General features: G+C 66.6%; 24 protein-coding genes and 1 pseudogene. 20 read left to right on the plus strand and 5 right to left on the minus strand.

Going from position 1 to position 22194, the window contains the following annotated elements:
- The 4 genes from AX703_RS17970 to AX703_RS17985 all read right to left on the minus strand — a co-directional run.
- Positions 1-1904, minus strand: a 1904-nt coding sequence (locus AX703_RS17970) for a copper resistance system multicopper oxidase (protein ID WP_062346037.1), incomplete at its 3' end; no start/stop codon positions are given.
- A 66-nt stretch (positions 1905-1970) separates the two neighbouring features.
- Positions 1971-2537, minus strand: a complete 567-nt coding sequence (locus AX703_RS17975) for an RNA polymerase sigma factor (protein WP_047100334.1) — start codon at positions 2535-2537, stop codon at positions 1971-1973.
- Positions 2534-2971, minus strand: coding sequence for a periplasmic heavy metal sensor (locus tag AX703_RS17980; RefSeq protein WP_039335535.1), 438 nt, complete (start codon positions 2969-2971; stop codon positions 2534-2536). Before AX703_RS17980 ends, AX703_RS17975 begins: the two co-directional genes overlap by 4 nt.
- A complete protein-coding gene (locus AX703_RS17985) occupies positions 2971-3243 on the minus strand; it encodes a hypothetical protein (protein ID WP_007406394.1) in 273 nt (90 codons plus the stop codon). Before AX703_RS17985 ends, AX703_RS17980 begins: the two co-directional genes overlap by 1 nt.
- Positions 3244-3375: 132 nt before the next feature.
- Between AX703_RS17985 and copC the strand changes: the two genes are divergently transcribed.
- The 10 genes and pseudogenes from copC to fabI all read left to right on the plus strand — a co-directional run bounded on the left by copC (position 3376) and on the right by fabI (position 13782).
- Positions 3376-3753 carry a copper homeostasis periplasmic binding protein CopC gene (gene copC / locus AX703_RS17990; protein ID WP_007406420.1) on the plus strand — a complete coding sequence of 126 codons (378 nt, stop codon included), beginning with the start codon at positions 3376-3378 and terminating at the stop codon, positions 3751-3753.
- A gap of 4 nt (positions 3754-3757) precedes the next feature.
- Positions 3758-4702, plus strand: coding sequence for a copper homeostasis membrane protein CopD (gene copD / locus AX703_RS17995; protein ID WP_037448002.1), 945 nt, complete (start codon positions 3758-3760; stop codon positions 4700-4702).
- Positions 4703-4738: 36 nt separating this feature from the next.
- The gene (locus tag AX703_RS18000; protein WP_020820524.1) at positions 4739-5413 is read left to right on the plus strand and encodes a class I SAM-dependent methyltransferase; all 675 of its coding nucleotides are present in this window, start codon (positions 4739-4741) and stop codon (positions 5411-5413) included.
- Between the two features lie 107 nt (positions 5414-5520).
- The gene (locus tag AX703_RS18005; RefSeq protein ID WP_062346038.1) at positions 5521-7878 is read left to right on the plus strand and encodes a heavy metal translocating P-type ATPase; all 2358 of its coding nucleotides are present in this window, start codon (positions 5521-5523) and stop codon (positions 7876-7878) included.
- Complete coding sequence (cueR, locus tag AX703_RS18010) at positions 7875-8273, plus strand: Cu(I)-responsive transcriptional regulator (protein WP_007406402.1); 399 nt, start codon at positions 7875-7877, stop codon at positions 8271-8273. Before AX703_RS18005 ends, cueR begins: the two co-directional genes overlap by 4 nt.
- Before the next feature lie 41 nt (positions 8274-8314).
- The gene (locus tag AX703_RS18015; protein ID WP_021245222.1) at positions 8315-8488 is read left to right on the plus strand and encodes a hypothetical protein; all 174 of its coding nucleotides are present in this window, start codon (positions 8315-8317) and stop codon (positions 8486-8488) included.
- A gap of 188 nt (positions 8489-8676) precedes the next feature.
- Positions 8677-10398, plus strand: coding sequence for an alpha/beta hydrolase (locus tag AX703_RS18020; protein WP_062346039.1), 1722 nt, complete (start codon positions 8677-8679; stop codon positions 10396-10398).
- Positions 10399-10401: 3 nt separating this feature from the next.
- Positions 10402-11829 carry a bifunctional enoyl-CoA hydratase/phosphate acetyltransferase gene (locus tag AX703_RS18025; protein ID WP_062346040.1) on the plus strand — a complete coding sequence of 476 codons (1428 nt, stop codon included), beginning with the start codon at positions 10402-10404 and terminating at the stop codon, positions 11827-11829.
- Positions 11822-13012: an acetate/propionate family kinase gene (locus AX703_RS18030; RefSeq protein ID WP_062346041.1), complete on the plus strand. Its 1191-nt coding sequence runs from the start codon at positions 11822-11824 to the stop codon at positions 13010-13012. The genes AX703_RS18025 and AX703_RS18030 overlap by 8 nt, the downstream gene beginning before the upstream one ends.
- Positions 13009-13782: pseudogene (fabI, locus tag AX703_RS27525) on the plus strand (enoyl-ACP reductase FabI). Before AX703_RS18030 ends, fabI begins: the two are co-directional and overlap by 4 nt.
- Positions 13783-13809: 27 nt before the next feature.
- On the opposite strand, the gene AX703_RS18040 reads toward fabI, so the two are convergent.
- A complete protein-coding gene (locus tag AX703_RS18040; protein ID WP_017501314.1) occupies positions 13810-14229 on the minus strand; it encodes a hypothetical protein in 420 nt (139 codons plus the stop codon).
- A 275-nt stretch (positions 14230-14504) separates the two neighbouring features.
- Here AX703_RS18040 and atpD point away from each other — a divergent pair, with 275 nt between their 5' ends.
- From atpD to AX703_RS18090, 10 genes are all read left to right on the plus strand, one after another.
- Entirely contained in the window at positions 14505-15917 is a 1413-nt protein-coding gene (gene atpD, locus AX703_RS18045; RefSeq protein WP_039335461.1) for a F0F1 ATP synthase subunit beta, read from the plus strand.
- Complete coding sequence (locus tag AX703_RS18050) at positions 15914-16324, plus strand: F0F1 ATP synthase subunit epsilon (protein WP_039335462.1); 411 nt, start codon at positions 15914-15916, stop codon at positions 16322-16324. Before atpD ends, AX703_RS18050 begins: the two co-directional genes overlap by 4 nt.
- Positions 16321-16596, plus strand: coding sequence for an AtpZ/AtpI family protein (locus tag AX703_RS18055; RefSeq protein ID WP_039335464.1), 276 nt, complete (start codon positions 16321-16323; stop codon positions 16594-16596). Before AX703_RS18050 ends, AX703_RS18055 begins: the two co-directional genes overlap by 4 nt.
- Positions 16593-16859, plus strand: coding sequence for an ATP synthase subunit I (locus AX703_RS18060; RefSeq protein ID WP_039335465.1), 267 nt, complete (start codon positions 16593-16595; stop codon positions 16857-16859). The genes AX703_RS18055 and AX703_RS18060 overlap by 4 nt, the downstream gene beginning before the upstream one ends.
- Positions 16856-17557 carry a F0F1 ATP synthase subunit A gene (locus tag AX703_RS18065; RefSeq protein ID WP_039335466.1) on the plus strand — a complete coding sequence of 234 codons (702 nt, stop codon included), beginning with the start codon at positions 16856-16858 and terminating at the stop codon, positions 17555-17557. The genes AX703_RS18060 and AX703_RS18065 overlap by 4 nt, the downstream gene beginning before the upstream one ends.
- Entirely contained in the window at positions 17554-17796 is a 243-nt protein-coding gene (locus AX703_RS18070; protein WP_017501321.1) for a F0F1 ATP synthase subunit C, read from the plus strand. Before AX703_RS18065 ends, AX703_RS18070 begins: the two co-directional genes overlap by 4 nt.
- A 1-nt stretch (position 17797) precedes the next feature.
- Positions 17798-18547, plus strand: a complete 750-nt coding sequence (locus AX703_RS18075; protein ID WP_062346043.1) for a hypothetical protein — start codon at positions 17798-17800, stop codon at positions 18545-18547.
- On the plus strand, positions 18519-20051 hold the full coding sequence (locus AX703_RS18080) for a F0F1 ATP synthase subunit alpha (protein ID WP_369821037.1): 1533 nt from the start codon (positions 18519-18521) through the stop codon (positions 20049-20051). Before AX703_RS18075 ends, AX703_RS18080 begins: the two co-directional genes overlap by 29 nt.
- Positions 20048-20896 carry a F0F1 ATP synthase subunit gamma gene (locus AX703_RS18085; RefSeq protein ID WP_039335471.1) on the plus strand — a complete coding sequence of 283 codons (849 nt, stop codon included), beginning with the start codon at positions 20048-20050 and terminating at the stop codon, positions 20894-20896. The genes AX703_RS18080 and AX703_RS18085 overlap by 4 nt, the downstream gene beginning before the upstream one ends.
- Before the next feature lie 79 nt (positions 20897-20975).
- Positions 20976-22151 carry an oleate hydratase gene (locus AX703_RS18090; RefSeq protein ID WP_231735604.1) on the plus strand — a complete coding sequence of 392 codons (1176 nt, stop codon included), beginning with the start codon at positions 20976-20978 and terminating at the stop codon, positions 22149-22151.
- Positions 22152-22194 lie beyond the last annotated feature (43 nt).

A 22194-nucleotide genomic window follows, 5' to 3' on the forward strand; every position in this document is an offset into this window, starting at 1 on the left:
ACGCTCACGACCCGCATCATCCCTGCATGCATGTGGTAGAGGAGATGGCAGTGGAAGGCCCAGTCCCCGACCGCGTCGGCGGTGAAGTCCCAGCTCACCTTGCCGCCGGGCTGGACGATGACGGTGTGCTTGCGCGGCGCATGGTCGCCATGCCCGGTCACCAGCTCGAAGAAATGGCCGTGGATGTGGATCGGATGCCCCATCATCGTGTCGTTGATGAGATTGACGCGCACCCGCTCGCCTTCGATGAACGGGATCGGCTCGTGATGGTCCGACATTTTCTCGCCGTCGAACGACCACATGAACCGCTCCATGTTGCCGGTGAGGTGGATGTCGATGCTGCGGCTCGGCGCGCGCACGTCTGGATTGCGCTCGAGCGCCATCAGATCCTTGTAGACGAGCACCTTGTGGCCGACGTCGGTGAGGCCCTGGCCGGGCTCGCCGGTGCGGTCGACGGGCATCGGCGAGATGGTCTGGACGCTCGGATCGCGCTTCACCTGCGGCGCGTTCGAGAAGTCGCGCATCTTCATCGAGCCCATCGCGTGCCCGCCATGATCCATGCCCGCCATCTGGCCATCGGCGCCCATCGCGCCGTGGTCCATGCCGGCCATCGATCCATGATCCATCCCCGAATGATCCATGCCCGCCATGGCGCTGTTGTCCATGGTCGCCATCGCTGCCGCCGCGCCGGTCGCGAGGCGCGCGGACGCGTTCTTCTCGGCCGTCGGATCGACGCCCCGCATAGCGCCGCCCGACATGTCCATGCCTTCCATGCCCGGCATCGAGGACATGTCCATGCCCATGTCCTTCATGTCGGCGAGCGGCCGTTTGCGTAAGGGGGGAACCTCGCCGGCCATGCCGGCCCTCGGCGCGAGCGTGGCACGCGCCATGCCCGAGCGGTCGATCGCCTCGCCGACAAGGGTGTAGGCCTTGTCATCGCCTGGGCTGACAACGACGTCGTAGGTCTCGGCAACACCAATCTGGAACTCGTCGACGGTGACCGGCACCACATTCTGCCCGTCGGCCTGGACGATGGTCAGCGGCAGGCCGGGGATGCGGACGTTGAAGGTGGTCATCGCCGACGCATTGATGACCCGCAGCCGCACCCGTTCGCCCGGGGTGAAGAGCGCGGTCCAGTTGTCCATCGGACCATGGCCGTTGACGAGATAGGTGTAGGTGGATCCGGTCACATCGGAGATGTCGGCCGGGTCCATCCGCATCTGGCCCCAGTCGAGCCGGTCCTTGAGCGGCTGATCCTTGCCCGACAGGAGCCCGGCCAGGGTCTGGCGCTGGAAATTGAAATGGCCGGGGTTGACCTTGAGGCGCCGGAAGATCGCCTGCGGCGAGAGCGCGCTGTGATCGGCGAGCACGATGACATGCTCGCGGTCATAGGCGACCGGATCGGCACCGGCGGGATCGATGATGATCGGGCCGTAATGGCCTTCCTGTTCCTGCAGGCCTGAATGGCTGTGGTACCAGTAGGTGCCGCTTTGCACGACGGAGAACTGGTAGAGGTAGTTCGAGCCCGGCTTGATGCCCGGAAAAGACACGCCCGGCACACCGTCCATATTGGCCGGCAGGATCAGCCCGTGCCAGTGGATCGAGCTGTCCTCCTCCAGCTGATTGATGACGTTGAGCCGCACGCGCTGGCCCTCGCGCAGCCGGATCAGCGGGGCGGGGACCGTGCCGTTGAGGCCGATTGCCCGGAACTTGCGCCCGTCGATGGTCATCGACTGCCGGGCGATGGTGAGCGTGATGTCTTCGCCCGACACGGTCGGCAGCGTCGGTCGCATCCCCGGCGAGATCGTCTGCGCCCAGGCCGGCAGCCAGGCTGACAATGCTGCGCCGCCGCCGGCGAGGGCCGCGCCGCGGAGGAACTGGCGGCGGTCGAGAGCAGAAATCATTCGGTTGTCTCAGCTTTAAGAAAGAGGGCGGACCTATTGGAAATACGCAGCGTGGCCTCATCCCCCTCAAACTTTCTTCAACATTTCCGCGAGGCGTGCGCGGGCGCGGTAGAGGCGGGTCTCGACTGCCTTCTGGCTGATGCCGAGAATCTCGGCGGTTTCGGCTTCCGATTTCTCGTCGATCGTCCGCAGGATGAGCGTGTCCTTGAGAGAGGCGGGCAGGGCGGCGATCGCTTTCATCGCCTCTGCCAGTTGCTGCTCGGCGCCGATTGCCTGGTCGGGTAGCGGCGCCTCATCGGCGACGTCATCCGCCTCGCCCAGCGGCAGGGCCATGGAGAAGAAGTTCCGGACCGCGCGCCGGCGCCGCCAGTCATGGCATTTGTTGATGACGATCCGGGACATCCAGACCGGAAAAGGTCGCGCAGCGTCATAGCGGTTGAGTGCGGCAAAGGCCGCGACGAAGCTCGCCTGGGTGACATCTAAGGCCTCATCCATAGATCCGACATGGCTGCGCACGAGCCGGTGAACCCAACCTTGATGCCGCCGGACCAGTTCGCCATAAGCCGCTTGCCGCCCGCCAAGCGCCAAAGCCGCGAGCTCCCCGTCCGAGCAGTCGGGGAGGCTCGCGGTCATTTGGACTTGGCCGTCAGCGCTTTCACGACGGCGTCGTCGAACTTCTCGGTCTGATCGGGACGCAGCACGGCCCGCATTGCGAAGATGTGCTCGAGCGTTTCCTTCTGCAGGGCCCCCATGGCCTGGTGCGAGCGATCCACCGCCGCTGCGACTTGCGGGCCATAGCCATGCTCCGCTTCGATCGCCTCCGCGAGGCGCGCATTGTCGGCGCGCAGTTCGGCCTCCAGCGCTTGACGCCGTAAGGCGTAGTTCTTCTCGATTGTCTCGAGCCGGCTGTGTTGCGCGGAATCCAGCTTCAGATCGCGATGGAGCAGCTCGTGCAGCTCATTTTCGACCGGGCGTACTGGAACCACATAGACGCGGCCGATGACAACGCCAGCGATCGCCGCGGCAAAGGTCAGCAGGACGAGGAGCAGGAGCCGGCGGTCGCGCATCATTGTGAACTCAGCAGCGTCGAAGGAGCGAGCGCGAGCCGCGCGTCAAAGGGCGATATCGGCCCGGCTTCGGTCGACCGCACAGGCACGGCCGAGCCGGCAATTCCCAGGAACAAGGCTGCTGCCGCGGCGATACCGAAGGTCGTGGCGCTCAGGCGCGGCATGGCCTGGAGCCGGGCGATCTCGGCCATGACGCGGCTGTCCAGCCCGGCAAGCCGGGGATCGAGGGGGGCTTCCCGCAACCGGCTGAGCATGTCGTCGAGGTGGTCCATGATGTTTCTCCGTCTTCTCTTCTCAATACGCAGGGTGGTCTTCTAACCCTTGTCCGGGAACAAAAAGAAAATTGCGAGGGGTGCAGGTCGCGGCTGCGTATTCTCTCATGTCACTGACAGGAGAATGTCCAAATGCGCTTCTTTTCGCCGCTCGCAGCCATCGCCGCCGTCGGCCTGAGTGTTTCTGCTCCGGCCTACGCCCATCCCAAGCTCGTGTCCTCGACGCCCGCCGCCAACGCCAGCGTCCCGGCGCCGTCGCGTATAACGCTCACCTTCAGTGAAGGTCTGATGCCGAAGCTGTCGGGCGCCGAGATCGTGATGACCGGCATGCCCGGCATGCCCAACCACCGCATGGCGGTAACCGGCTTCAAGACGTCCGTCGAAGGCGACAAGACGCTCGTGCTGACGCTCGCCAAGCCGCTCATGGCGGGCAGCTATCAGGTCGCCTGGCACGTCGTCTCGACCGACACGCACCGCATCCAGGGCAATCTCGCCTTTACCGTCAAGTGACGCCATGAACGACGTGGCACTCGTCGCCGTCCGCTGGGCGCTCTACGTCGATCTCGGCCTGCTGTTCGGCCTGCCGCTGTTCGCGCTCTATGCGCCCGGCGGCGGCCGGATGGTGCAGCGGCATCTGCCGATGGCGGCAATGGTGGCCGGTCTCGCCTGTCTCGCCCTCCTGCTGTCGGCGCTGGGGTTCGCGTTGCAGGCTGCGGCGATGACCGGGCTGCCACTCGCCCAGCCTGATCTTTCCATGGTCGCAGAGCTGTTCAACGGCACTTCCATGGGAACGGCGCTGAAGGCGCGCCTCGTCGCGCTCCTCGTTCTTCTGCTCTGCATCCCCTTCTATCGCCGGCAATCCCGTCCTGCCTTCATCGCCTCCACTCTGGCGGGCGCGGTCGCGCTCGCGACCCTCGCCTGGAGCGGGCATGGCGCGGCCGGCGAAGGCGAGGCGGGCTGGCTGCAACTGCTGGCCGATCTCATCCATCTGCTCGCCGCCGGCGCCTGGGTCGGCGCGCTTGCCGCCTTCCTCGCGCTGGTTCTTCCCAGGCTCGCAACCGATGATGTCGCCGCTGAAGACATGGACCAGGTCACACTGGCCGAGGAAGCCCTGCGGGGTTTCTCCCTCGTCGGCACGATCATCGTCGCCCTGCTGATCCTGACCGGGACGGTGAACGGCTGGTTTCTGGTCGGCCCGGGCAACATCGCCTCGCTCGGTCAGTCGAGCTACGGCCTGCTGCTCATCGCCAAGCTGGTGCTGTTTGGGGGCATGCTGGGCCTTGCCGCGCTCAACCGCTACCGCCTGACCCCGGCACTGGCACAGGCGATCGAGGAAGAGGACGCGCCACGGGCGCAGGCGCTGTTGCGCGCGAGCCTCTTCGTCGAAGGCGGGCTTGCGATCGTCATTCTCGGGCTCGTCGCCTGGCTGGGGACACTATCGCCGCCCATGTCGATGTAGCTTATCGTTTCGGACGCCTCGCGTTGGGAGAAGCCAATGCAATCCTACACCCCGCCGCTCGGGACCGGATCGACGAAAGACTATGATCGCGCGATCCGCCTGTGGACGCGGGAGAAGCGGTGGCGTGCCGCCATGCTCGCCGCCCTGGCGCCCAAAGCCGGTGAGACGGTCGTCGACGTCGGCTGTGGCACCGGCAGCTTCGCGCTGATGCTCAAGCAAGCCGAGCCCAGGACGCAGGTGATCGGTCTCGATCCCGATGCCGAGGCGCTCGACATCGCGCGGCACAAGGCCGCTGCGCGGCAGGCCGATATCGACTGGCGTCAGGGATTTGCCAGGGACGTGGCCCCGGGCACCGCCGACGCTGTCGTATCGAGTCTCGTGCTGCATCAGATGCCGGTCAGGGAGAAGGCGGCAACCCTGCGCGCCATGTTCGCCATGCTGCGCCCGGGTGGCCGCCTGGTGATCGCAGATTATGGCCGCCAGCACGGTCTCATGCGGCTCGCCTTTCGCCTGACCGTGCAGCGACTCGATGGCATCGATGATACCCGACCCAACGCCGACGGCGTGCTCCCCGGCCTGATCGCGGCGGCCGGCTTCAGGCATGTGGCCGAGACGTTTCGGCTCTTGACCATCACCGGCGCGATCGAATTGCTTACCGCGCATCGACCGGCGCAGGCCCAGGGCCTTACGGTTGCGAACGACCTTGGCTGATCCCGGCCGAGCGACCGGGTACGCCGATTTGGCCGCTTAGGCGATTACGTATTGACCCTGACACGGTGTCAGACCCTAGATCGTCAGGCGTCGAAAGGAGCAAGGCGATGAACGAGACACATGGAGCGGCGCATGGCGGCGGTTGCTGCGGCGGCCACGGCGGCGCGAAAGCGGCGACCGGCATCAAGGACCCGGTCTGTGGCATGACCGTCGATCCGGCGACCACCGCGCACCATGCCGATCATGGCGGTGAACGCTATCATTTCTGCAGCGCGGGCTGCCGGGCAAAGTTCATCGCCGATCCCGAGCGCTATCTCGGCCCGCCGGCACCGCCGTTCGCAGCGCCCGTGGGCACGATCTGGACCTGCCCTATGCATCCCGAGATCCGGCAGGACCATCCCGGGTCCTGTCCGATCTGCGGCATGGCGCTCGAACCCGCGACCGTGACCGCCGACAGCGGTCCCAGCCACGAGCTGGTCGATTTCACGCGCCGCTTCTGGGTCGGCCTGGTGCTGGCCCTGCCGGTGCTGATCCTCGAGATGGGCGCGCATCTCTTTCCCGTGATCCATCGCCTCGTACCGATGTCGATCTCGGTATGGATCCAGTTCGTGTTGGCGACACCCGTCGTGCTCTGGGCGGGCTGGCCCTTCTTCGAGCGTGGCTGGGCCTCGCTCAAGACCCGCAACCTCAACATGTTCACCCTGATCGCGATGGGCACCGGAGTCGCGTGGATCTACAGCGTCGTCGCGACGCTCGCGCCTCAGGTGTTCCCGCCGGCCTTCCGCGGTGAAGACGGCATGGTCGCGGTCTATTTCGAGGCGGCGGCGGTGATCACTGTCCTCGTGCTGCTCGGCCAGGTGCTCGAACTGCGCGCGCGTGAGCGAACCTCGGGCGCGATCAAGGCGCTGCTCAATCTCGCGCCCAAGACCGCGCGCCGCATCGGTTCCGATGGCAACGAAGAGGAAATCAGCCTCGATCTGGTCGCGGTCGGCGACCGCCTGCGCGTGCGGCCCGGCGAGAAGGTGCCGGTCGATGGCGTGGTCGAGGACGGCCGTTCCTCGCTTGACGAGTCGATGGTCACCGGTGAGTCCATGCCCGTCACCAAGGCCAAGGCCGACACGGTGATCGGCGGCACGCTCAACCAGACCGGCGCGCTCGTTATCGTCGCCGACAAGGTTGGCCGGGACACCATGCTCGCGCGCATCGTCCAGATGGTCGCCGAGGCGCAGCGCTCGCGCGCGCCGATCCAGCGCATGGCCGATCAGGTGTCGGGCTGGTTCGTGCCCGTGGTCATCGCGGTCGCGGTGGTCGCATTCATCGCCTGGGGCATCTGGGGCCCCGAGCCGCGCTTCGCCTACGGGCTGGTTGCGGCGGTCGCCGTGCTGATCATCGCCTGTCCCTGCGCACTGGGTCTCGCCACGCCGATGTCGATCATGGTCGGGGTTGGCCGCGGCGCCGGGCTCGGCGTCCTCATCAAGAATGCCGAAGCGCTCGAGCATATGGAAAAAGTCGACACGCTCGTCGTCGACAAGACCGGCACGCTGACCGAAGGCCGGCCTGCCGTCACCCAGATCGTGCCGGCGCCCGGCTTCGACGAAGCCGAACTGCTGCGGCTTGCCGCCTCGGTCGAGCGGGCCTCCGAGCATCCGCTCGCGCTGGCGATCGTCGAGGCCGCCAAGGATCGCGGCATCCCCACGAGCGACGTCACCGACTTCGATTCCCCCACCGGACGCGGCGCGCTCGGCACCGTCGACGGCCGCCGGATCGTGCTCGGTAATGCGCGGTTCCTCTCGGAAGAGGGCATAGCAACCGACGCGCTGGCGGAGCAGGCCGACGCCCTGCGCCGGGATGGCGCCACCGCGATCTTCATCGGCGTCGACGGCACCGTCGGCGGCGCCTTTGCAATCGCCGATCCCGTGAAGCAGACGACGCCGGAGGCCCTGGCCGCACTCAAGGCCGAAGGCATTCGCGTGGTGATGTTGACCGGCGACAACCGCACCACAGCAGAGGCGGTGGCAAGGCGGCTCGGCATTGACGATGTCGAAGCCGAGGTACTGCCCGACCAGAAGAGTGCCGTCGTCGCGCGGTTGAAAAGCGAGGGGCGCGTGGTGGCGATGGCCGGCGACGGGGTCAACGACGCCCCCGCACTGGCTGCCGCCGATGTCGGTATTGCCATGGGCTCGGGCACCGACGTCGCGATCGAGAGCGCGGGCGTGACGCTGCTCAAGGGCGATCTCATGGGCATCGTGCGGGCACGGCGGCTGAGCCAGGCGACCATGTCCAACATCCGCCAGAACCTGGTCTTCGCCTTCATCTACAATGTCGCCGGGGTGCCGGTGGCGGCGGGCGCGCTCTATCCGCTGTTCGGCATCCTGCTCTCGCCGATCATCGCGGCCGCCGCCATGGCGCTCTCCTCGGTCAGCGTGGTCACCAACGCGCTGCGCCTCAACCGGAAAGCGCTGTGAACATCGGGGAGGCGTCGAAGCAAAGCGGGGTCTCGGAGCGGATGATCCGCCATTATGAGAAGATCGGCCTCATCCCGGCGCCGCCGCGCCGGGGAGCGGGTTATCGCGACTATGGCGAGAGTGACCTCCATCGCCTGCGGTTCATCGCCAATGCCCGCGATCTCGGTTTTCCGATCGAGGAGATCCGGACCCTGCTCGGCCTGTGGGCCGACACGGGCCGCAGCAGCGCCGATGTAAAGCGGGTCGCGTTGGCGCGGGCGGAGGAATTGCAGCGCAAGGCCGAAGCGCTGACGACCCTGCGCGAGACCCTCGTCGATCTCGCCGAGCGCTGTCATGGCGACGAGCGGCCAGATTGTCCCATCATCGCCGAACTGAGTCTCGACAGAAAATGTTAGCGCCGGCCGCCTCTCGGACCAGACCCGCTCTGGCGGCCGGGGTGCTGATCGCACTTGGCATTCTCACGACGGGCCTCGCGATATATTTCCTCGCAGTCCGCCCGCCACTGCTGGCGGAGGATCTTCGCCATATCGGCGGCAACCCGCAGACCCTTTCGCCGGTATTGCGGGACTGGTTCGGCGGGATAGCTGGCTCGCCCGTGCGACCGCACTGAGCCTCCTGATCGTATTTGGCCGCTTTTCATACAGCAATGTCGTGCTGAGCTCTGACTTCTGGGGCTGGCATATGCGAGGCAATCCCTCCGTAGGACTACGGAGTGCGCAGAGGCTTCCTGCGCTTCAGGGCTTGTTGCACCGCAGCAGGAGCGAAAATGTGCAGAGTCGAAGCAATATCCCTGACCCGTTGGACGGTCTGGCCACGACGCTGGATCGGTCGAGCTTCGCCGCCATCGCGCAGCTGACTTCAGGCCAGTCGCCCGCCACTTTGGCGCAGTCTTTTTCCGACTGGTGGACGCACATTCTCTGCTCGCCAGGCAGGCAGCTGCAGCTCGCCGCCAAGGGCGGGCGCAAGCTGATGCGGCTCGCCGACTATGCCATGCGCAGCGCATCCGGCAGCGATCCCGAGCCGGCGATCGATCCGCTGCCCCAGGATCGGCGCTTCGCCGACGCAGCCTGGAAGCGCCATCCGTTCGACCTGATCGAGCAGGCCTTCCTGCTCCAGCAGCAATGGTGGCATGCCGCGACGACCGGCGTGAGCGGCGTCACCGGGCACCACGAAGCGATCGTCGAGTTCGCGACCCGCCAGATGCTCGACATGGTGTCCCCGACCAATTTCATCCCGACCAACCCCGTGCTCCAGCAGCGCATCCTCGAAACCGGAGGACAATGCCTTGTCGAGGGTGCGCGATTTTTTTGCGACGACCTGGAACGCCTGGTACGCGGGGAGCCCGCAGCGGGCACGGAGGCCTATCGGGTCGGCGAGAAGGTCGCAGCCACGGCTGGCAAGGTCGTGTTTCGCAACAGGGTCATGGAACTGATCCAATATGCGCCCGCAACCGAGACGGTGCGTCCGGAGCCGATACTGATCGTGCCGGCATGGATCATGAAATATTACATCCTCGACCTGTCGCCGGAAAATTCGCTCATCCGCTGGCTGGTAGGGCAGGGCTACACCGTGTTCTGCATCTCCTGGCACAATCCCGACAGCGCCGACCGCGATCTCGACATGGAGGATTATCGCCTGCTTGGGCCGATGGCCGCCGTGGATGTCATCCAGGCGATTACCGGCACCGAGAAGATCCACGCGGCCGGCTATTGTATCGGCGGCACGCTGCTCGCCATCACCGCGGCCGCGATGGCGCGCGATGAAGATGAGCGTCTGGCGAGCGTCACGCTGTTCGCCGCCCAGACCGAGTTCAGCGAGCCGGGCGAACTTGGTCTGTTCATCGACGAGGCGGAGATCAACCTGATCGATGCGATGATGTGGGCGCGCGGCTTTCTCGACAGCAGCCATATGGGCGGCGCCTTCCAGATGCTGCGGTCCAACGATCTGCTCTGGTCGCGCATCCTCTCGACCTATCTCATGGGCGAGCGCGAGCCGATGACCGACCTCATGGCATGGAACGCCGACGGCACCCGCATGCCCTATGCCATGCACGCGCAATATCTTCGGCGCCTGTTCCTCGACAATGACCTGTCCGAAGGGCGCTACGAGGCCGGCGGCCACCCGGTCTCGCTCTCGGGGCTGCGCATGCCGATCTTCATGGTGGGCACGGAAACCGACCATGTCGCGCCGTGGCGCTCGACCCACAAGCTCCACATGCTGACGGGCGCGGAGATCCGCTTCGTGCTGACGAGCGGTGGCCACAATGCCGGGATCGTCTCCGAGCCCGGGCATCCTCATCGCCACTTTCGCGTCGCGACACGGATGCAGGATGGCCCGGCGCCAGGTCCCGATACCTGGCTGGAGCGGGCCGAGCTGCGCGAAGGGTCGTGGTGGCCGGAATGGAGTTCATGGCTTGGATCGCACTCGGGCAAGGCGGCCGCCCCACCGTCGATGGGCGCGCCCGAACGGAACTATCCGCCGCTCGGTGATGCCCCCGGGCGCTACGTGCTGGAGCGCTGAGCCATGGCCACCGCCAACCTCATCGAGAACCGCACGTTCGACGAGATCGCCGTCGGCGACACGGCCAGCCTCACCCGCACGCTGACCGCCGACGACATCCAGCTCTTCGCGGCGGTGTCAGGCGACGTGAATCCGGCGCATCTCGACCCTGTCTATGCCGAAACGGACATGTTCCACAGGGTCATCGCTCATGGCATGTGGGGCGCGGGGCTCATCTCGGCGATCCTGGGAACCGAGCTGCCAGGGCCCGGTGCGATCTATCTCGGCCAATCGCTTCGCTTCACCCGCCCGGTGGGCGTCGGCGACACCATCACGGCCTGCGTCACCGTCGCGCAGAAGCGCGCCGAGCATCATGTCATCGTTCTCGACTGCACCTGCGTGAACCAGAAGGGCGAGACCGTCATCAGCGGCCAGGCCGAGGTCAAGGCGCCCACCGAGAAAGTCAGCCGGCCTCGCATGCCGCTTCCCGACGTGCGGATCGCCAGCCATGACCGCTTCCGCCAGTTGATGGCGCGCGCCAAGGACGGATCTGCGTGCGTCACGGCCGTGGTCCATCCGTGCAGCGCCGACGCCATGCGCGCAGTGGCTGAGGCCGCCGACGCCGGCATCGTCGTTCCGATTCTCATCGGCCCTGCGGCGCGTATGACGAATGCGGCGAAGGACGCCGGTGTCGATATTGCGGCCTTCCGGGTGATCGACGTCCCGCACAGCCACGCCGCCGCCGCCGAAGCCGTCGCGCGCGTGCGGGCCGGCGAAGCCGCGCTGCTGATGAAGGGCTCGCTTCATACTGACGAGCTCATGGGCGCGGTCGTATCGTCCGACACGGGCCTTCGGACCGAACGCAGGATTAGCCACGCCTATGTGATGGACGTGCCCGGCTATCCGCACCCGCTCATCATCACCGACGCCGCGATCAACATCGAGCCGACGCTTGAGGACAAGGCCGACATCGCGCGCAACGCGATCGACCTTGCCCATGTGATCGGGATCGAACAACCCAGGGTCGCGATCCTCGCCGCCGTCGAAACGGTCAATCCGAAAATGCGCACCACATTGGATGCCGCGGCGCTCTGCAAGATGGCGGACCGGGGCCAGATCGAAGGCGCGCTGCTCGATGGCCCGCTCGCCCTCGATAATGCGATCAGCGAGGCGGCCGTGCGCGAGAAAAGTATCGTCTCGCCGGTCGCCGGCCAGGCGGACATCCTGCTGGTGCCCGATCTGGAGGCCGGCAACATGCTCGCAAAGCAGCTGACCTTCCTGGGCGGCGCCGATGCCGCAGGCGTGGTGCTCGGCGGGCGCGTTCCGATCATCCTCACCAGCCGGGCAGACAGCGTGCGCACGCGCCTCGCCTCCTGCGCGCTCGCGGTGCTGCTGGCGCGGGCTGCGACCAAGGCGGCTCCCGGCGTTGCGGGACAGCGCCGCGATGGCTGAAATCCTGTGCCTCAACGCCGGTTCGTCGAGCCTTAAGTTCGCGCTCTACGCCGAGCCGGGCACTGATGAGCCCTCTTTGCTGGCGAGCGGCAAGATCGAGAATATCGGCCTTGAGCCGCACCTGATCGCGCGCGATGCGAAGGGGGATGTCCTTGCCGAGCGGCGCTGGACGAAAGACGGCACGATCACGCACGAGACGCTGCTCGAGGATTTGCTGCGGGAGATCGAAGCCTCGGTCGGCGACGATCTGATCGCGGTCGGCCATCGGATCGTTCATGGCGGCACCGACTATTCAGCGCCGGCGCGGGTCGACGCGCCACTCCTCGCCGCGCTCGAGGCGCTTTGCCCACTGGCGCCATTGCATCAGCCCCATAATCTCGCCGCGGTCCGCGCCGTCTCCAGGCTGCGCCCCGCTGTGCTGCAAGTCGCCTGCTTCGACACCGGCTTTCATCATGTCCAGCCCCCGATCGCGACGCGCCTCGCGCTGCCGCGCGCGCTTGGCGAAGAGGGCATGCGGCGCTACGGTTTTCACGGCATCTCCTACGAATATATCGCGCGGCAGCTGCGTTCGATCGATCCCGATACAGGCGGTGGCCGCACGATCGCCGCGCATCTCGGCAACGGGGCCAGCCTTTGCGCGATGGCCGGGGGGCGCAGCATCGACACGACGATGGGGTTCACCGCGCTCGACGGGCTGGTGATGGGCACGCGCTGCGGCGCGCTCGACCCGGGCGCGGTGCTCTATCTTCTCCAGCAGAGGGGCATGACGGCGCGCGAAGTCGAGCATCTCCTCTACAGTGAGTCCGGCCTTTTGGGCGTGTCCGGCACATCGAGCGACATGCGCGCGCTTCTCGGCAGCGAAACGCCCGCCGCTGGGGAAGCGATCGACCTCTTCGTCTGGCAGATCGCGCGCCAGGCTGGCGCCCTCGCATCCTCGCTCGGGGGGCTCGATAGCTTCGTGTTTACCGCCGGGATCGGCGAGAATGCGCCTGAAATCCGCGCCCGCGTCGCCGATCGGCTCCGCTGGCTCGGCGTGGCGCTCGACACGGACGCGAATCTCCGCGGAGCGTCGGTCATCAGCGCGCCGTTCAGCCGTGTCACGGTGCGCATCATCCCGACCGACGAGGAGTGGATGATCGCCATCCACACCGCCGATCTTCTGCGTGAGGAGCCGAAACCATGAAACCTCTCGTCGATCTTACTGGCAAGCGCGGCCTGGTGATCGGCATCGCCAACGCGCAGAGCATCGCGGCGGGCTGCGCCCAGGCCTTCCACGACTGTGGCGCGAGACTGGCGGCGACCTATCTCAACGGAAAGGCCGAGCCGCTCGTGGCGCCCGTCGCGGAGACCCTGGGAGTCGAATGGCTCGCCGCGTGCGATGTCCGGGTGCCGGGCGAACTGGAGGCCCTGTTCGAGCGGGTGAAGTCCGAATAAGGCGGCCTCGATTTCCTGCTTCATTCGATCGCTTTCGCGCCGAACGAGGATTTGCACGGCCGCGTCGTCGACAGCTCGGCCGAAGGCCTCGCGCTGGCGATGGACGTCTCGTGCCACAGCTTCCTGCGCATGGCGCGTCTCGCCGAGCCGCTGATGTCGGATGGCGGCTGCCTGCTGTGCGTCACCTTCTACGGGTCGGAGCGGGTCGTCGAGCACTACAACCTGATGGGGCCGGTCAAAGCGGCCCTCGAAAGCGCGACCCGCTATGTCGCGGCTGAGCTTGGCCCCAAGGGCATTCGCGCCCATGCGATCTCGCCAGGCCCGATCGCGACCCGCGCTGCCAGCGGCATCGACCGCTTCGACGAGCTGCTCGAACGGGCCGCGGCGACGGTCCCGCAGCACCAGCTCGTGACCATCGAGGATGTCGGAGGGCTCGCCGCCTTCCTGGTGAGCGATGCCGGCCGCCATATCACCGGTACGATCATTCCGGTCGATGGCGGTCAGCACCTGCTCGGCTAGGGCGGCTCGCCGCGATCGGGGGCTATCCTATTTGTCGCTGGTGGCCTGCTTCTCGCCGTCGCCCGGGCTTTTCTGCCCGAACCATGGTCCGACAATGGCAGCAAAGGCATCCAGCGCCCCGGGAGCCGTCGGAGCGCTCGCGACGGCCTGCCAGGCCTGCTGCCATTCCTCGAACGCCGATCTTGTGCCGGCAATCATATGCTCGCGGACCGTGGCCATGTCCTCGAACAGTGCCCGCGGTCCGGCCGGGCTGACCGCGCCGGCGTCCGACGTCTTGTCCGTCGCGCCCGCAATCGAGGCACGCGCCTCTTCGGCGAAGCGGCCGGCGGCGCGGTTGCCGACCTCGAGCGACTCTTCGCCACCTTTCCGGGCGACTTCGGCGAGCTTCAGCATCAGGCCGACATTCGCTTTGGCGAGCGCGGCAAGTTGATCGACCGGATAGGGCATGGGACGATGAACCTTTCTCTTCGCGTCTAAGCTCCAGCGTATCGGGCATGCAGCCCTGGCCTGAGGCTCATCGCGTCGCGCCGCCGATATTCGGCGAGGCTGAATCAGAGAGAATCGGTAACTCTACGTATGCCGAATCTGCGGCTTGCCTGCGACGCTCAGCCAATGCACTTTTGGCTTGTCGTCCATGTCGTGCCCGCGGGCAGCGACTTCTACCCGTCCCGTCATGATCGCGGCACGGTCGGGCATGATTATGGTCTGACCCGGCAACCGGCATGGGCGTGATACCGTCCATAGCCAGGCTCGGCCGGATTGCGGCGCTCCGCGGTCCCGTCCTCGATGTCGAGTTCGACGAAGGGCCGCTGCCCGCAGTCAATGAAGCACTGCGCATCGATGCGGCGTCAGGCCCGCTGGTCGCGGAAGTGCAGAGCCATATTGATGATCGGACCGTCCGCGCCGTCGCGCTTCAGCCGACCTCCGGTCTGGCGCGCAATGTCGGCGTGGTGGCCTTGGGCGCACCCATCGCGGTTCCGGTCGGAGACAAGGTTCTTGGGCGGCTCCTTACGCCGACCGGGCAGGTGGGGGACGGCGGCGCGCCGCTCGGACCGGATGTGCCATTGAGGCCGATCCATCGCGCACCCCCACCGCTCGACGAGCAGAGCGCGGCGACGGCGATGTTCGAGACCGGCATCAAGGTCATCGATCTGCTCGCACCGCTTGCCCAGGGCGGCAAGGCCGCCATGTTCGGGGGCGCGGGGGTGGGCAAGACCGTGCTGGTGATGGAACTCATCAACGCGATGGTCGCCCGCTACGAGGGTGTCTCAGTGTTCGCGGGCATCGGCGAGCGATCGCGCGAGGGCCATGAGCTGCTCACCGACATGCGCGGCTCGGGTGTGATCGACAAGACCGTGCTCGTTTTCGGGCAGATGAACGAGCCGCCGGGCGCGCGCTGGCGGGTCGGGCTGACCGCGCTCACCATCGCCGAACATTTCCGCGACGAGCAGAAGCGCAACGTCCTGCTGCTCATGGATAATGTGTTCCGCTTCGTCCAGGCCGGCAGCGAGGTGTCGGGCCTGCTTGGACGCATGCCTTCGCGCGTCGGCTATCAGCCGACGCTGGCCAGCGAGGTGGCCGCGCTGCAGGAGCGCATCGCCTCTGTGCATGGGGCTGCGGTGACCGCGATCGAGGCGGTCTATGTGCCCGCCGACGATTTCACCGACCCTGCGGTCACCGCCATCTCCGCCCATCTTGACAGTTCCATTCTGCTCTCGCGCGCCATGGCGGCCGAAGGCATCTATCCCGCGGTCGATCCCCTGGGGTCCTCGTCGATCCTGCTCGATCCGCAGGTCGTGGGTGATCATCATTACGCGCTCGCCCAGCAGGTCCGAGAGACGATCGCGCATTATCGCGAGCTGCAGGACATCATCTCGCTGCTCGGCATCGAGGAGCTGGGCCGCGAAGACCGGCTGATCGTCGGCAGGGCGCGGCGACTTCAGCGCTTCCTGACCCAGCCCTTCATGGTGACGCGGGCCTTCACCGGGCAAGCCGGCCGCTCGGTGGCGCTGGCTGATACCCTGAAGGGCGTCGCGGCCATCCTGTCGGGCGAGACCGACGACTGGCCCGAAAGCGCCTTCTACATGGTGGGCGATATTGAAGAGGCACGCTCTCGCGTGGGGCAGGGCGCATGAAGCTGCGCATCACCGATCCGACCGCGATCCTCGTCGACGCCGATGTCGCGTCGGTTCGCGCCGAGGACGCCAGCGGCAGTTTCGGCATCCTGTCGGGCCATGCCGATTTCCTGACCGCGCTTGGCGTCTCGATCGTCTCCTGGCGGGGCTCCGATGGCGCTCCCGGCTATTGCGCGGTGCGCAACGGCATTCTGACCGTGAGCCACGGCACGGAGGTCGCGGTCGCGACGCGCGAAGGCCATGTCGGCGATGACCTTGGAACGCTCGAGCATGACGTGCTCGCGCGCTACCGCGAGCGCGACGAGGGCGAACGATCCGAACGGACCGCGTCGGCGAAGCTCAGGATGCAGGCGATCCGCCATATGGTCGAGGCCCTGCAGGGTGGTGGCCGGGAGCTTGGTCTGTGAACGCGGACAAGCCCGAGCAGCCGATCGTCGAAGCCATCCGGACCCGCGCGGAACGGCGGCGGCTTGCGCAGCGGCTTCCTTCCGTCGCCCGCAATCTCGGCCAGATCGGCGTGCTCGGTTGGCAGATCGTCCTGCCCGCGCTGGTCGGTCTCGCGATCGGCCGCTGGCTCGACCACCGGCTGGATAGCGGCATCTTCTGGACCGCGCCGCTCCTGCTCGTCGGGCTCGCCCTCGGCTGCTGGTCGGGCTGGCGCTGGATGCACCGGCAATGAGCCAGCTCTCCCCCATCCTGTTCCTGGCCCTCGGATTTGCGGTCGGCCTCGCCCATTTCGCGGCCATCGCGAGAGAAGCCGACCTCGTCACACATGGCGGCTCGGCATCGCGCGCGATCCTGCTGAGGCTCGGGCGTCTCGCCGTCACTATTCTGGTCCTCGTCATCGCCAGCCGCCAAGGGTGGCCGGCGCTTCTTGCCGCAACAGCCGGCTTCATGGGCGGTCGCCAGATCATGCTCCACCGGTTCGGAGGTGCCCGATGAAATTCGCCTCGCCGCTCGAAGGCCATGTACTTTTCACCGTCGGCCCGGTACCGATCAGCCAGCCCGTGGTCACGACCTGGGGCATCATGGTCGTGCTCACCATCGGAAGCTGGCTGCTGACCCGCCGCCTTACTCTCCGCCCATCGCGTGCGCAGGCTGCGATCGAGCTGGTCGTCGAGACCGTCGCCGGCCAGATCCGCGAGACGATGGAGGCGGAACCGCGGCGTTATCTGCCGCTGATCGGCACGCTGTTCCTGTTCCTGCTGGTCGCCAACTGGTCGTCGCTGATCCCCGGCGTCGAGCCGCCGACCGCGACCCTCGAAACCGACGCGGCGCTGGCGCTGATCGTCTTCGGCGCAACGCTCTGGTTCGGCGTCCGCGCGCTCGGGCCCAGGGCCTATCTCGCGACCTTCGCGCGCCCCTCGATCCTGCTCGCCCCGCTCAATATCGTCGAGCTCTTCACCCGCAGCTTCTCGCTGATGGTGCGCCTGTTCGGCAACGTCATGAGCGGCGTCTTCATGATCGGCGTCGTGCTGAGCATCGCCGGGCTGCTCGTCCCGATCCCGCTGATGGCGCTCGAAATGCTCACCGGCGCGGTCCAGGCCTACATTTTCGGCGCGCTCGCCATGGTCTTTATCGGGAGCGCTATCAGCGAGAACGGCGCCCGCCCGGCATCCAAACAGGAGTCCCCCGCATGAACTGGATCCATCTCGCCAGCATCCTCGGCGCCGCTTTCGCGATCTCGATCGGCGCAATCGCCCCGGCGCTCGGGCAGGGCAGGGCCGTCGCCGCCGCGATGGACGCGATCGCGCGCCAGCCCGAAGCCGCCAACACCGTCTCGCGCACGCTGTTCGTGGGCCTCGCGATGATCGAGACGATGGCGATCTACTGCCTCGTGATCGCGCTGCTGCTGCTCTTCGCCAACCCGTTCGCCTGACATGCGGATCGACTGGTGGACGCTCGCGCTGCAGGCGGTCAATGTCCTCATCCTCGTGTGGCTGCTCGGACGCTTCCTGTTCCGTCCGGTGATGGATGCCATCGCTGCCCGCCAGGCATCGGCCCAGGCGCTGCTCGACGAAGCGCAGGAGGCAAAGGACCGGGCACAGGCCGAAGCGCAGGCGCTCAAGACGCAGAATGACGGCTTCGTCGCGGATGCGGCTGCGCGGCACGCCGAGATCCGGACCGAGGCCGAAGCAGAGCGCCAGCGCCTCCTCGCGCAGGCCAGGCTCGAGGCGGACGCCGTGGTCGAGCAAGGCCATGCGGCGATCGATGCCGAACGCGGGCGGGTGGCGGCACAGTGGCGGGAAAAGGCAGCGAGCCTCGCCGCCTCGATGGCGGGCACATTGCTCGCTCGTCTCCCGCCCGAGCAGACGGTGCAGGCCATCGTCGACGCGCTCAACGCGCGGCTCGGGGACCTTTCCGAGGCGGATCGCCGCAGCCTGGCGGTCGCCGGGACCGTCACCGTCGCGACGCCCGCGCCGTTGACGGCCGATCTGCAGACGCAGGTAGCGCGCGCGCTTGGCGAAATCCTGCCGGATACCGCGACCCCGATCTTCGCGGTCGATCCAGATCTCATCGCCGGCGCGGAGCTTCGCACGCCCCACGCCGTCGTGCGCAACAGCTGGCGCGCCGATCTCGACGCCATGGTGGAGAGCCTCAATGAGGACGATCATGCCCGGATCGCCTGAAGACTGGCTGACGCAGGCCCAGAGCTGTATCGCGCGCGCCAATCTCGGGCCGCGTGTCGATGCAATTGGCCGGGTGGAATCGATCGGCGACGGCGTTGCTATGGTCTCGGGCCTTCCGGACGCGCGCCTCGACGAATTGCTCTATTTCGCCCGGGGCCAGACCGGATTCGTCCACACGCTCGACCGGGACCGGATCGGCTGCGTGCTGCTCGACGATGCCGCCCAGGTGGAGGCAGGAGACACCGTAACCGGCTCGGGCGAGGTGGTGCGCGTGCCGGTTGGCGAGGCATTGCTTGGCCGCGTCGTCGATCCGCTCGGCCGTCCGCTCGATGGCGGCCCACCGATAAGGGCCAGGCGTTTCGACCCTGTCGAACGGCCGGCGCCATCGATCATCGAGCGCGACCTCGTCGTCCAGCCGGTCCAAACCGGCACGCTCGCGATCGATGCGATGTTCGCCATCGGCCGGGGGCAGCGGGAACTCATTCTCGGAGACCGCGCCACCGGCAAGACGACGCTCACGGTCGACACGATCATCAACCAGCGCACGAGCGACATGATCTGCGTCTATGTCGCAATCGGTCAGAAAAGCTCGGCGGTCGCACGCGTGATCGATCAGGTGCGGCGGCATGGCGCACCGGACCGCACCGTCTTTGTCGTGGCGAGCCCCGCCGCGGCGCCTGGGCTTCAATGGATCGCGCCCTTCGCGTGCTTCACGATGGCCGAATATTTTCGGGACGCGGGCGGCCACGCGCTGGTGGTGCTCGACGATCTCACCAAGCATGCCGCGACCCATCGCGAGATCGCTCTGCTGACCGGGCAGCCGCCCGGGCGCGAGGCCTATCCCGGCGACGTCTTCTTCCTCCATTCCCGCCTGCTCGAACGCGCGGCACGTCTCTCGGCCAAACGAGGGGGCGGTTCGCTCACCGCCCTGCCGATCGCGGAGACCGATGCCGGGAATGTCAGCGCCTATATCCCAACCAATCTGATCTCGATGACCGATGGTCAGATCATTCTCGACGCGAAGCTGTTCGCGCAAGGGCACAAGCCCGCCATCGACGTCGGCACGAGCGTGAGCCGGGTCGGCGGCAAGACGCAGCTGCGTGTCCTACGCGACGCGAGCGGAACCATGCGCCTCGACTATGCGCAGTTCCTGGAACTCGAGATGTTCACCCGCTTCGGCGAGCAGCCTGAGCCGCGCGTCCGGGCCCAGATCGAACGTGGCAAACGCTTGCGCGCCCTGCTCGTGCAGCCATTGCTCAGCCCCCTGCGGGCCGTCGACCAGGTGGCGCTGGCCCTTGCGCTCAGCGAAGGGTTGCTCGACGACATGGCAGTAGCGGAGATACCGTCGCTCCGCACACGGCTGCCCGCCTGGATCGACGATCACGTCCCCGAGCTTTGCGCGCAGATCGAGCGGACCGGACAGATCGACACTGCGCAGCGGGCCGCTCTGGTCGCGGCGGTGAAAGCGCTGCTCGAAAGCCCGCGGATGGGCGGTATGCCATGAGCGATCGTCTCGCCGAGATCGGCCACCGGATCGAGACCGTCCGCCAGCTCGGTGCGGTGGTCAACGCCATGCAGGGCATCGCCGCGCAGCGGGCGCAGCAGGCGCGCGCGCTGCTGCCCGCGGTGCGACGCTATGCGGAGACCGCCCGCACCGCCATTGGCCAGGCGCGCCGCCTTGACGAGCCACTGGCGCGTTTTCCGGCGCGGGCGGTCGGTGGTGCGAGAGGCGGCCTTATCCTGTTCGGTGCGGAGCAAGGCTTTGCCGGGGCCTTTCCGGAGCAGCTGCTCGACGGCGCCGCGGCCGACATGCAGGACAGGCATATTCTTCTGATTGGGGCACGCACGGCGGCCCTTGCGGCCGAGCGCGGTCTGCGCATCGCATGGAGCGCGAGCATGCCGAGCAAGGCCGACGCGCTTCCCGCGCTGGCGACGAGCATCATCGACGCGGTTTACGACTTTCTGGAGGAGGCCGGCGCGGTGCCCATTACCATGGCTTATCCGGTCTGGAGCAGCGGCAAGGGCATCTCGATCGTGCGTGCGAGCCTCCTGCCGCTCGACCTCGACACTTTCCCGGCGTCCACGGCGGATTTGCCGCCGCTCGTCAATATCAAGGCGGCGGACCTCATCGGCAACCTGACAGTGGAATATGTCTTCGCCCAGATCTGCGCGGCGGCGGTCGAGACGTTCGTCGCCGAGAATGAGGCACGGCTGCGCACCATGGCGACCGCCCGCAGCCACATCGATCGCAAGGGCGAGGCCCTGCGCCTCGAGGAGCGGCTCACGCGTCAGGATCAGATCACCAGTGAAGTCGTCGAACTGAGCGGCGGGCGACATCGGCGAGAATGAATGCAGGGCAGGCATTTCTGCTGTTCAGCAAGAAACCGCAGAACCGCCATTGTCGTCGGGATCGAAGAGGGAGTTCGTCATGCACTATAGTAGCGGAAACTATGAAGCTTTCGTGCGCCCCCGCAAACCTGAGGGCGCTGACAGGAAGACGGCCTGGTTCGTCGGCTCGGGTCTTGCGGGACTAGCGGGCGCGGCGTTCCTGATCCGCGACGGCGGCGTCGCCGGCGAGCATATTACCATCCTTGAGGAGCTGCATGTTCCCGGCGGCGCGCTCGACGGCCTCGACGTCCCCGAAAAAGGGTTCGTCATCCGCGGAGGGCGCGAGATGGAGGAGCATTTCGAATGCCTCTGGGATCTCTATCGCTCGATCCCGTCGCTGGAGATCGAGGATGCGAGTGTGCTCGACGAATTCTACCGGCTCAACAAGGACGATCCGAATTTTTCGCTGCAGCGCGTCACGCAGAACCAGGGCCAGGATGTGCCTGACAAGGCTTTGCTGACACTCGGCGATCGCGCGCAAAAAGATCTGATCTCCGTCTTCCTCGCGACGCGGGAGGAGATGGAGAACAAGCGGATCAACGAAGTCTTCGGCGATGATTTCCTCAGGAGCAACTTCTGGCTCTACTGGCGCACCATGTTCGCCTTCGAGGAATGGCATTCCGCGCTCGAGATGAAGCTCTATCTCCATCGCTTCATCCACCATATCGGCAGTCTGGCGGATTTCTCCTCACTCAAGTTCAACCGCTACAATCAATATGAATCGATGGTCCTGCCGCTGGTCAAATGGCTGCAGGATCGCGGCGTCAGGTTTCGCTACGGCGTCGAGGTCACCGACGTCGATTTCGACATCCAACCCGGCCGCAAGCAGGCGACCCGGATTGCCTGGATCGAAAATGGCGTCGAAGGCGGCGTCGATCTCGGCGCCGATGATCTCGTCTTCATCACCATCGGATCGCTGACCGAGAATTCCGACAATGGCGATCACCATACTCCGGCCAGGCTCAACGAGGGGCCCGCGCCGGCTTGGGATCTGTGGCGCCGGATCGCGGCCAAGGATTCCGCCTTTGGTCGTCCCGATGTGTTCGGATCCAATATCCCGGAGACCAAATGGGCAGCGGCAACCATCACCACGCTAGACGCGCGCATCCCGGCGTACATTCGCAAGATCGCCAGGCGCGATCCGTTCAGCGGCCGGGTGGTGACCGGCGGCATCGTCACGGTCAAGGACTCGAGCTGGCTACTGAGTCGTCCGTGAACAAAGCGAAGTTCGTTTCGGTGCCGGGTAGACCGGGTCTGTC

It is taken from the genome of Novosphingobium sp. CCH12-A3 (assembly GCF_001556015.1).
Lineage (GTDB): Bacteria > Pseudomonadota > Alphaproteobacteria > Sphingomonadales > Sphingomonadaceae > Novosphingobium > Novosphingobium subterraneum.

What these genes read in the sequence shown, in the direction of transcription:
- AX703_RS17975 (WP_047100334.1), bottom strand. Translation starts at nt 2,537, where the DNA reads ATGACCGCGAGCCTCCCCGACTGCTCGGACGGGGAGCTCGCGGCTTTG.
- AX703_RS17980 (WP_039335535.1), bottom strand. Translation starts at nt 2,971, where the DNA reads ATGCGCGACCGCCGGCTCCTGCTCCTCGTCCTGCTGACCTTTGCCGCG.
- AX703_RS17985 (WP_007406394.1), bottom strand. Translation starts at nt 3,243, where the DNA reads ATGGACCACCTCGACGACATGCTCAGCCGGTTGCGGGAAGCCCCCCTC.
- copC (WP_007406420.1), top strand. Translation starts at nt 3,376, where the DNA reads ATGCGCTTCTTTTCGCCGCTCGCAGCCATCGCCGCCGTCGGCCTGAGT.
- copD (WP_037448002.1), top strand. Translation starts at nt 3,758, where the DNA reads ATGAACGACGTGGCACTCGTCGCCGTCCGCTGGGCGCTCTACGTCGAT.
- AX703_RS18000 (WP_020820524.1), top strand. Translation starts at nt 4,739, where the DNA reads ATGCAATCCTACACCCCGCCGCTCGGGACCGGATCGACGAAAGACTAT.
- AX703_RS18005 (WP_062346038.1), top strand. Translation starts at nt 5,521, where the DNA reads ATGAACGAGACACATGGAGCGGCGCATGGCGGCGGTTGCTGCGGCGGC.
- AX703_RS18025 (WP_062346040.1), top strand. Translation starts at nt 10,402, where the DNA reads ATGGCCACCGCCAACCTCATCGAGAACCGCACGTTCGACGAGATCGCC.
- AX703_RS18030 (WP_062346041.1), top strand. Translation starts at nt 11,822, where the DNA reads ATGGCTGAAATCCTGTGCCTCAACGCCGGTTCGTCGAGCCTTAAGTTC.
- AX703_RS18040 (WP_017501314.1), bottom strand. Translation starts at nt 14,229, where the DNA reads ATGCCCTATCCGGTCGATCAACTTGCCGCGCTCGCCAAAGCGAATGTC.
- atpD (WP_039335461.1), top strand. Translation starts at nt 14,505, where the DNA reads ATGGGCGTGATACCGTCCATAGCCAGGCTCGGCCGGATTGCGGCGCTC.
- AX703_RS18050 (WP_039335462.1), top strand. Translation starts at nt 15,914, where the DNA reads ATGAAGCTGCGCATCACCGATCCGACCGCGATCCTCGTCGACGCCGAT.
- AX703_RS18060 (WP_039335465.1), top strand. Translation starts at nt 16,593, where the DNA reads ATGAGCCAGCTCTCCCCCATCCTGTTCCTGGCCCTCGGATTTGCGGTC.
- AX703_RS18065 (WP_039335466.1), top strand. Translation starts at nt 16,856, where the DNA reads ATGAAATTCGCCTCGCCGCTCGAAGGCCATGTACTTTTCACCGTCGGC.
- AX703_RS18070 (WP_017501321.1), top strand. Translation starts at nt 17,554, where the DNA reads ATGAACTGGATCCATCTCGCCAGCATCCTCGGCGCCGCTTTCGCGATC.
- AX703_RS18075 (WP_062346043.1), top strand. Translation starts at nt 17,798, where the DNA reads ATGCGGATCGACTGGTGGACGCTCGCGCTGCAGGCGGTCAATGTCCTC.
- AX703_RS18080 (WP_369821037.1), top strand. Translation starts at nt 18,519, where the DNA reads ATGAGGACGATCATGCCCGGATCGCCTGAAGACTGGCTGACGCAGGCC.
- AX703_RS18085 (WP_039335471.1), top strand. Translation starts at nt 20,048, where the DNA reads ATGAGCGATCGTCTCGCCGAGATCGGCCACCGGATCGAGACCGTCCGC.
- AX703_RS18090 (WP_231735604.1), top strand. Translation starts at nt 20,976, where the DNA reads ATGCACTATAGTAGCGGAAACTATGAAGCTTTCGTGCGCCCCCGCAAA.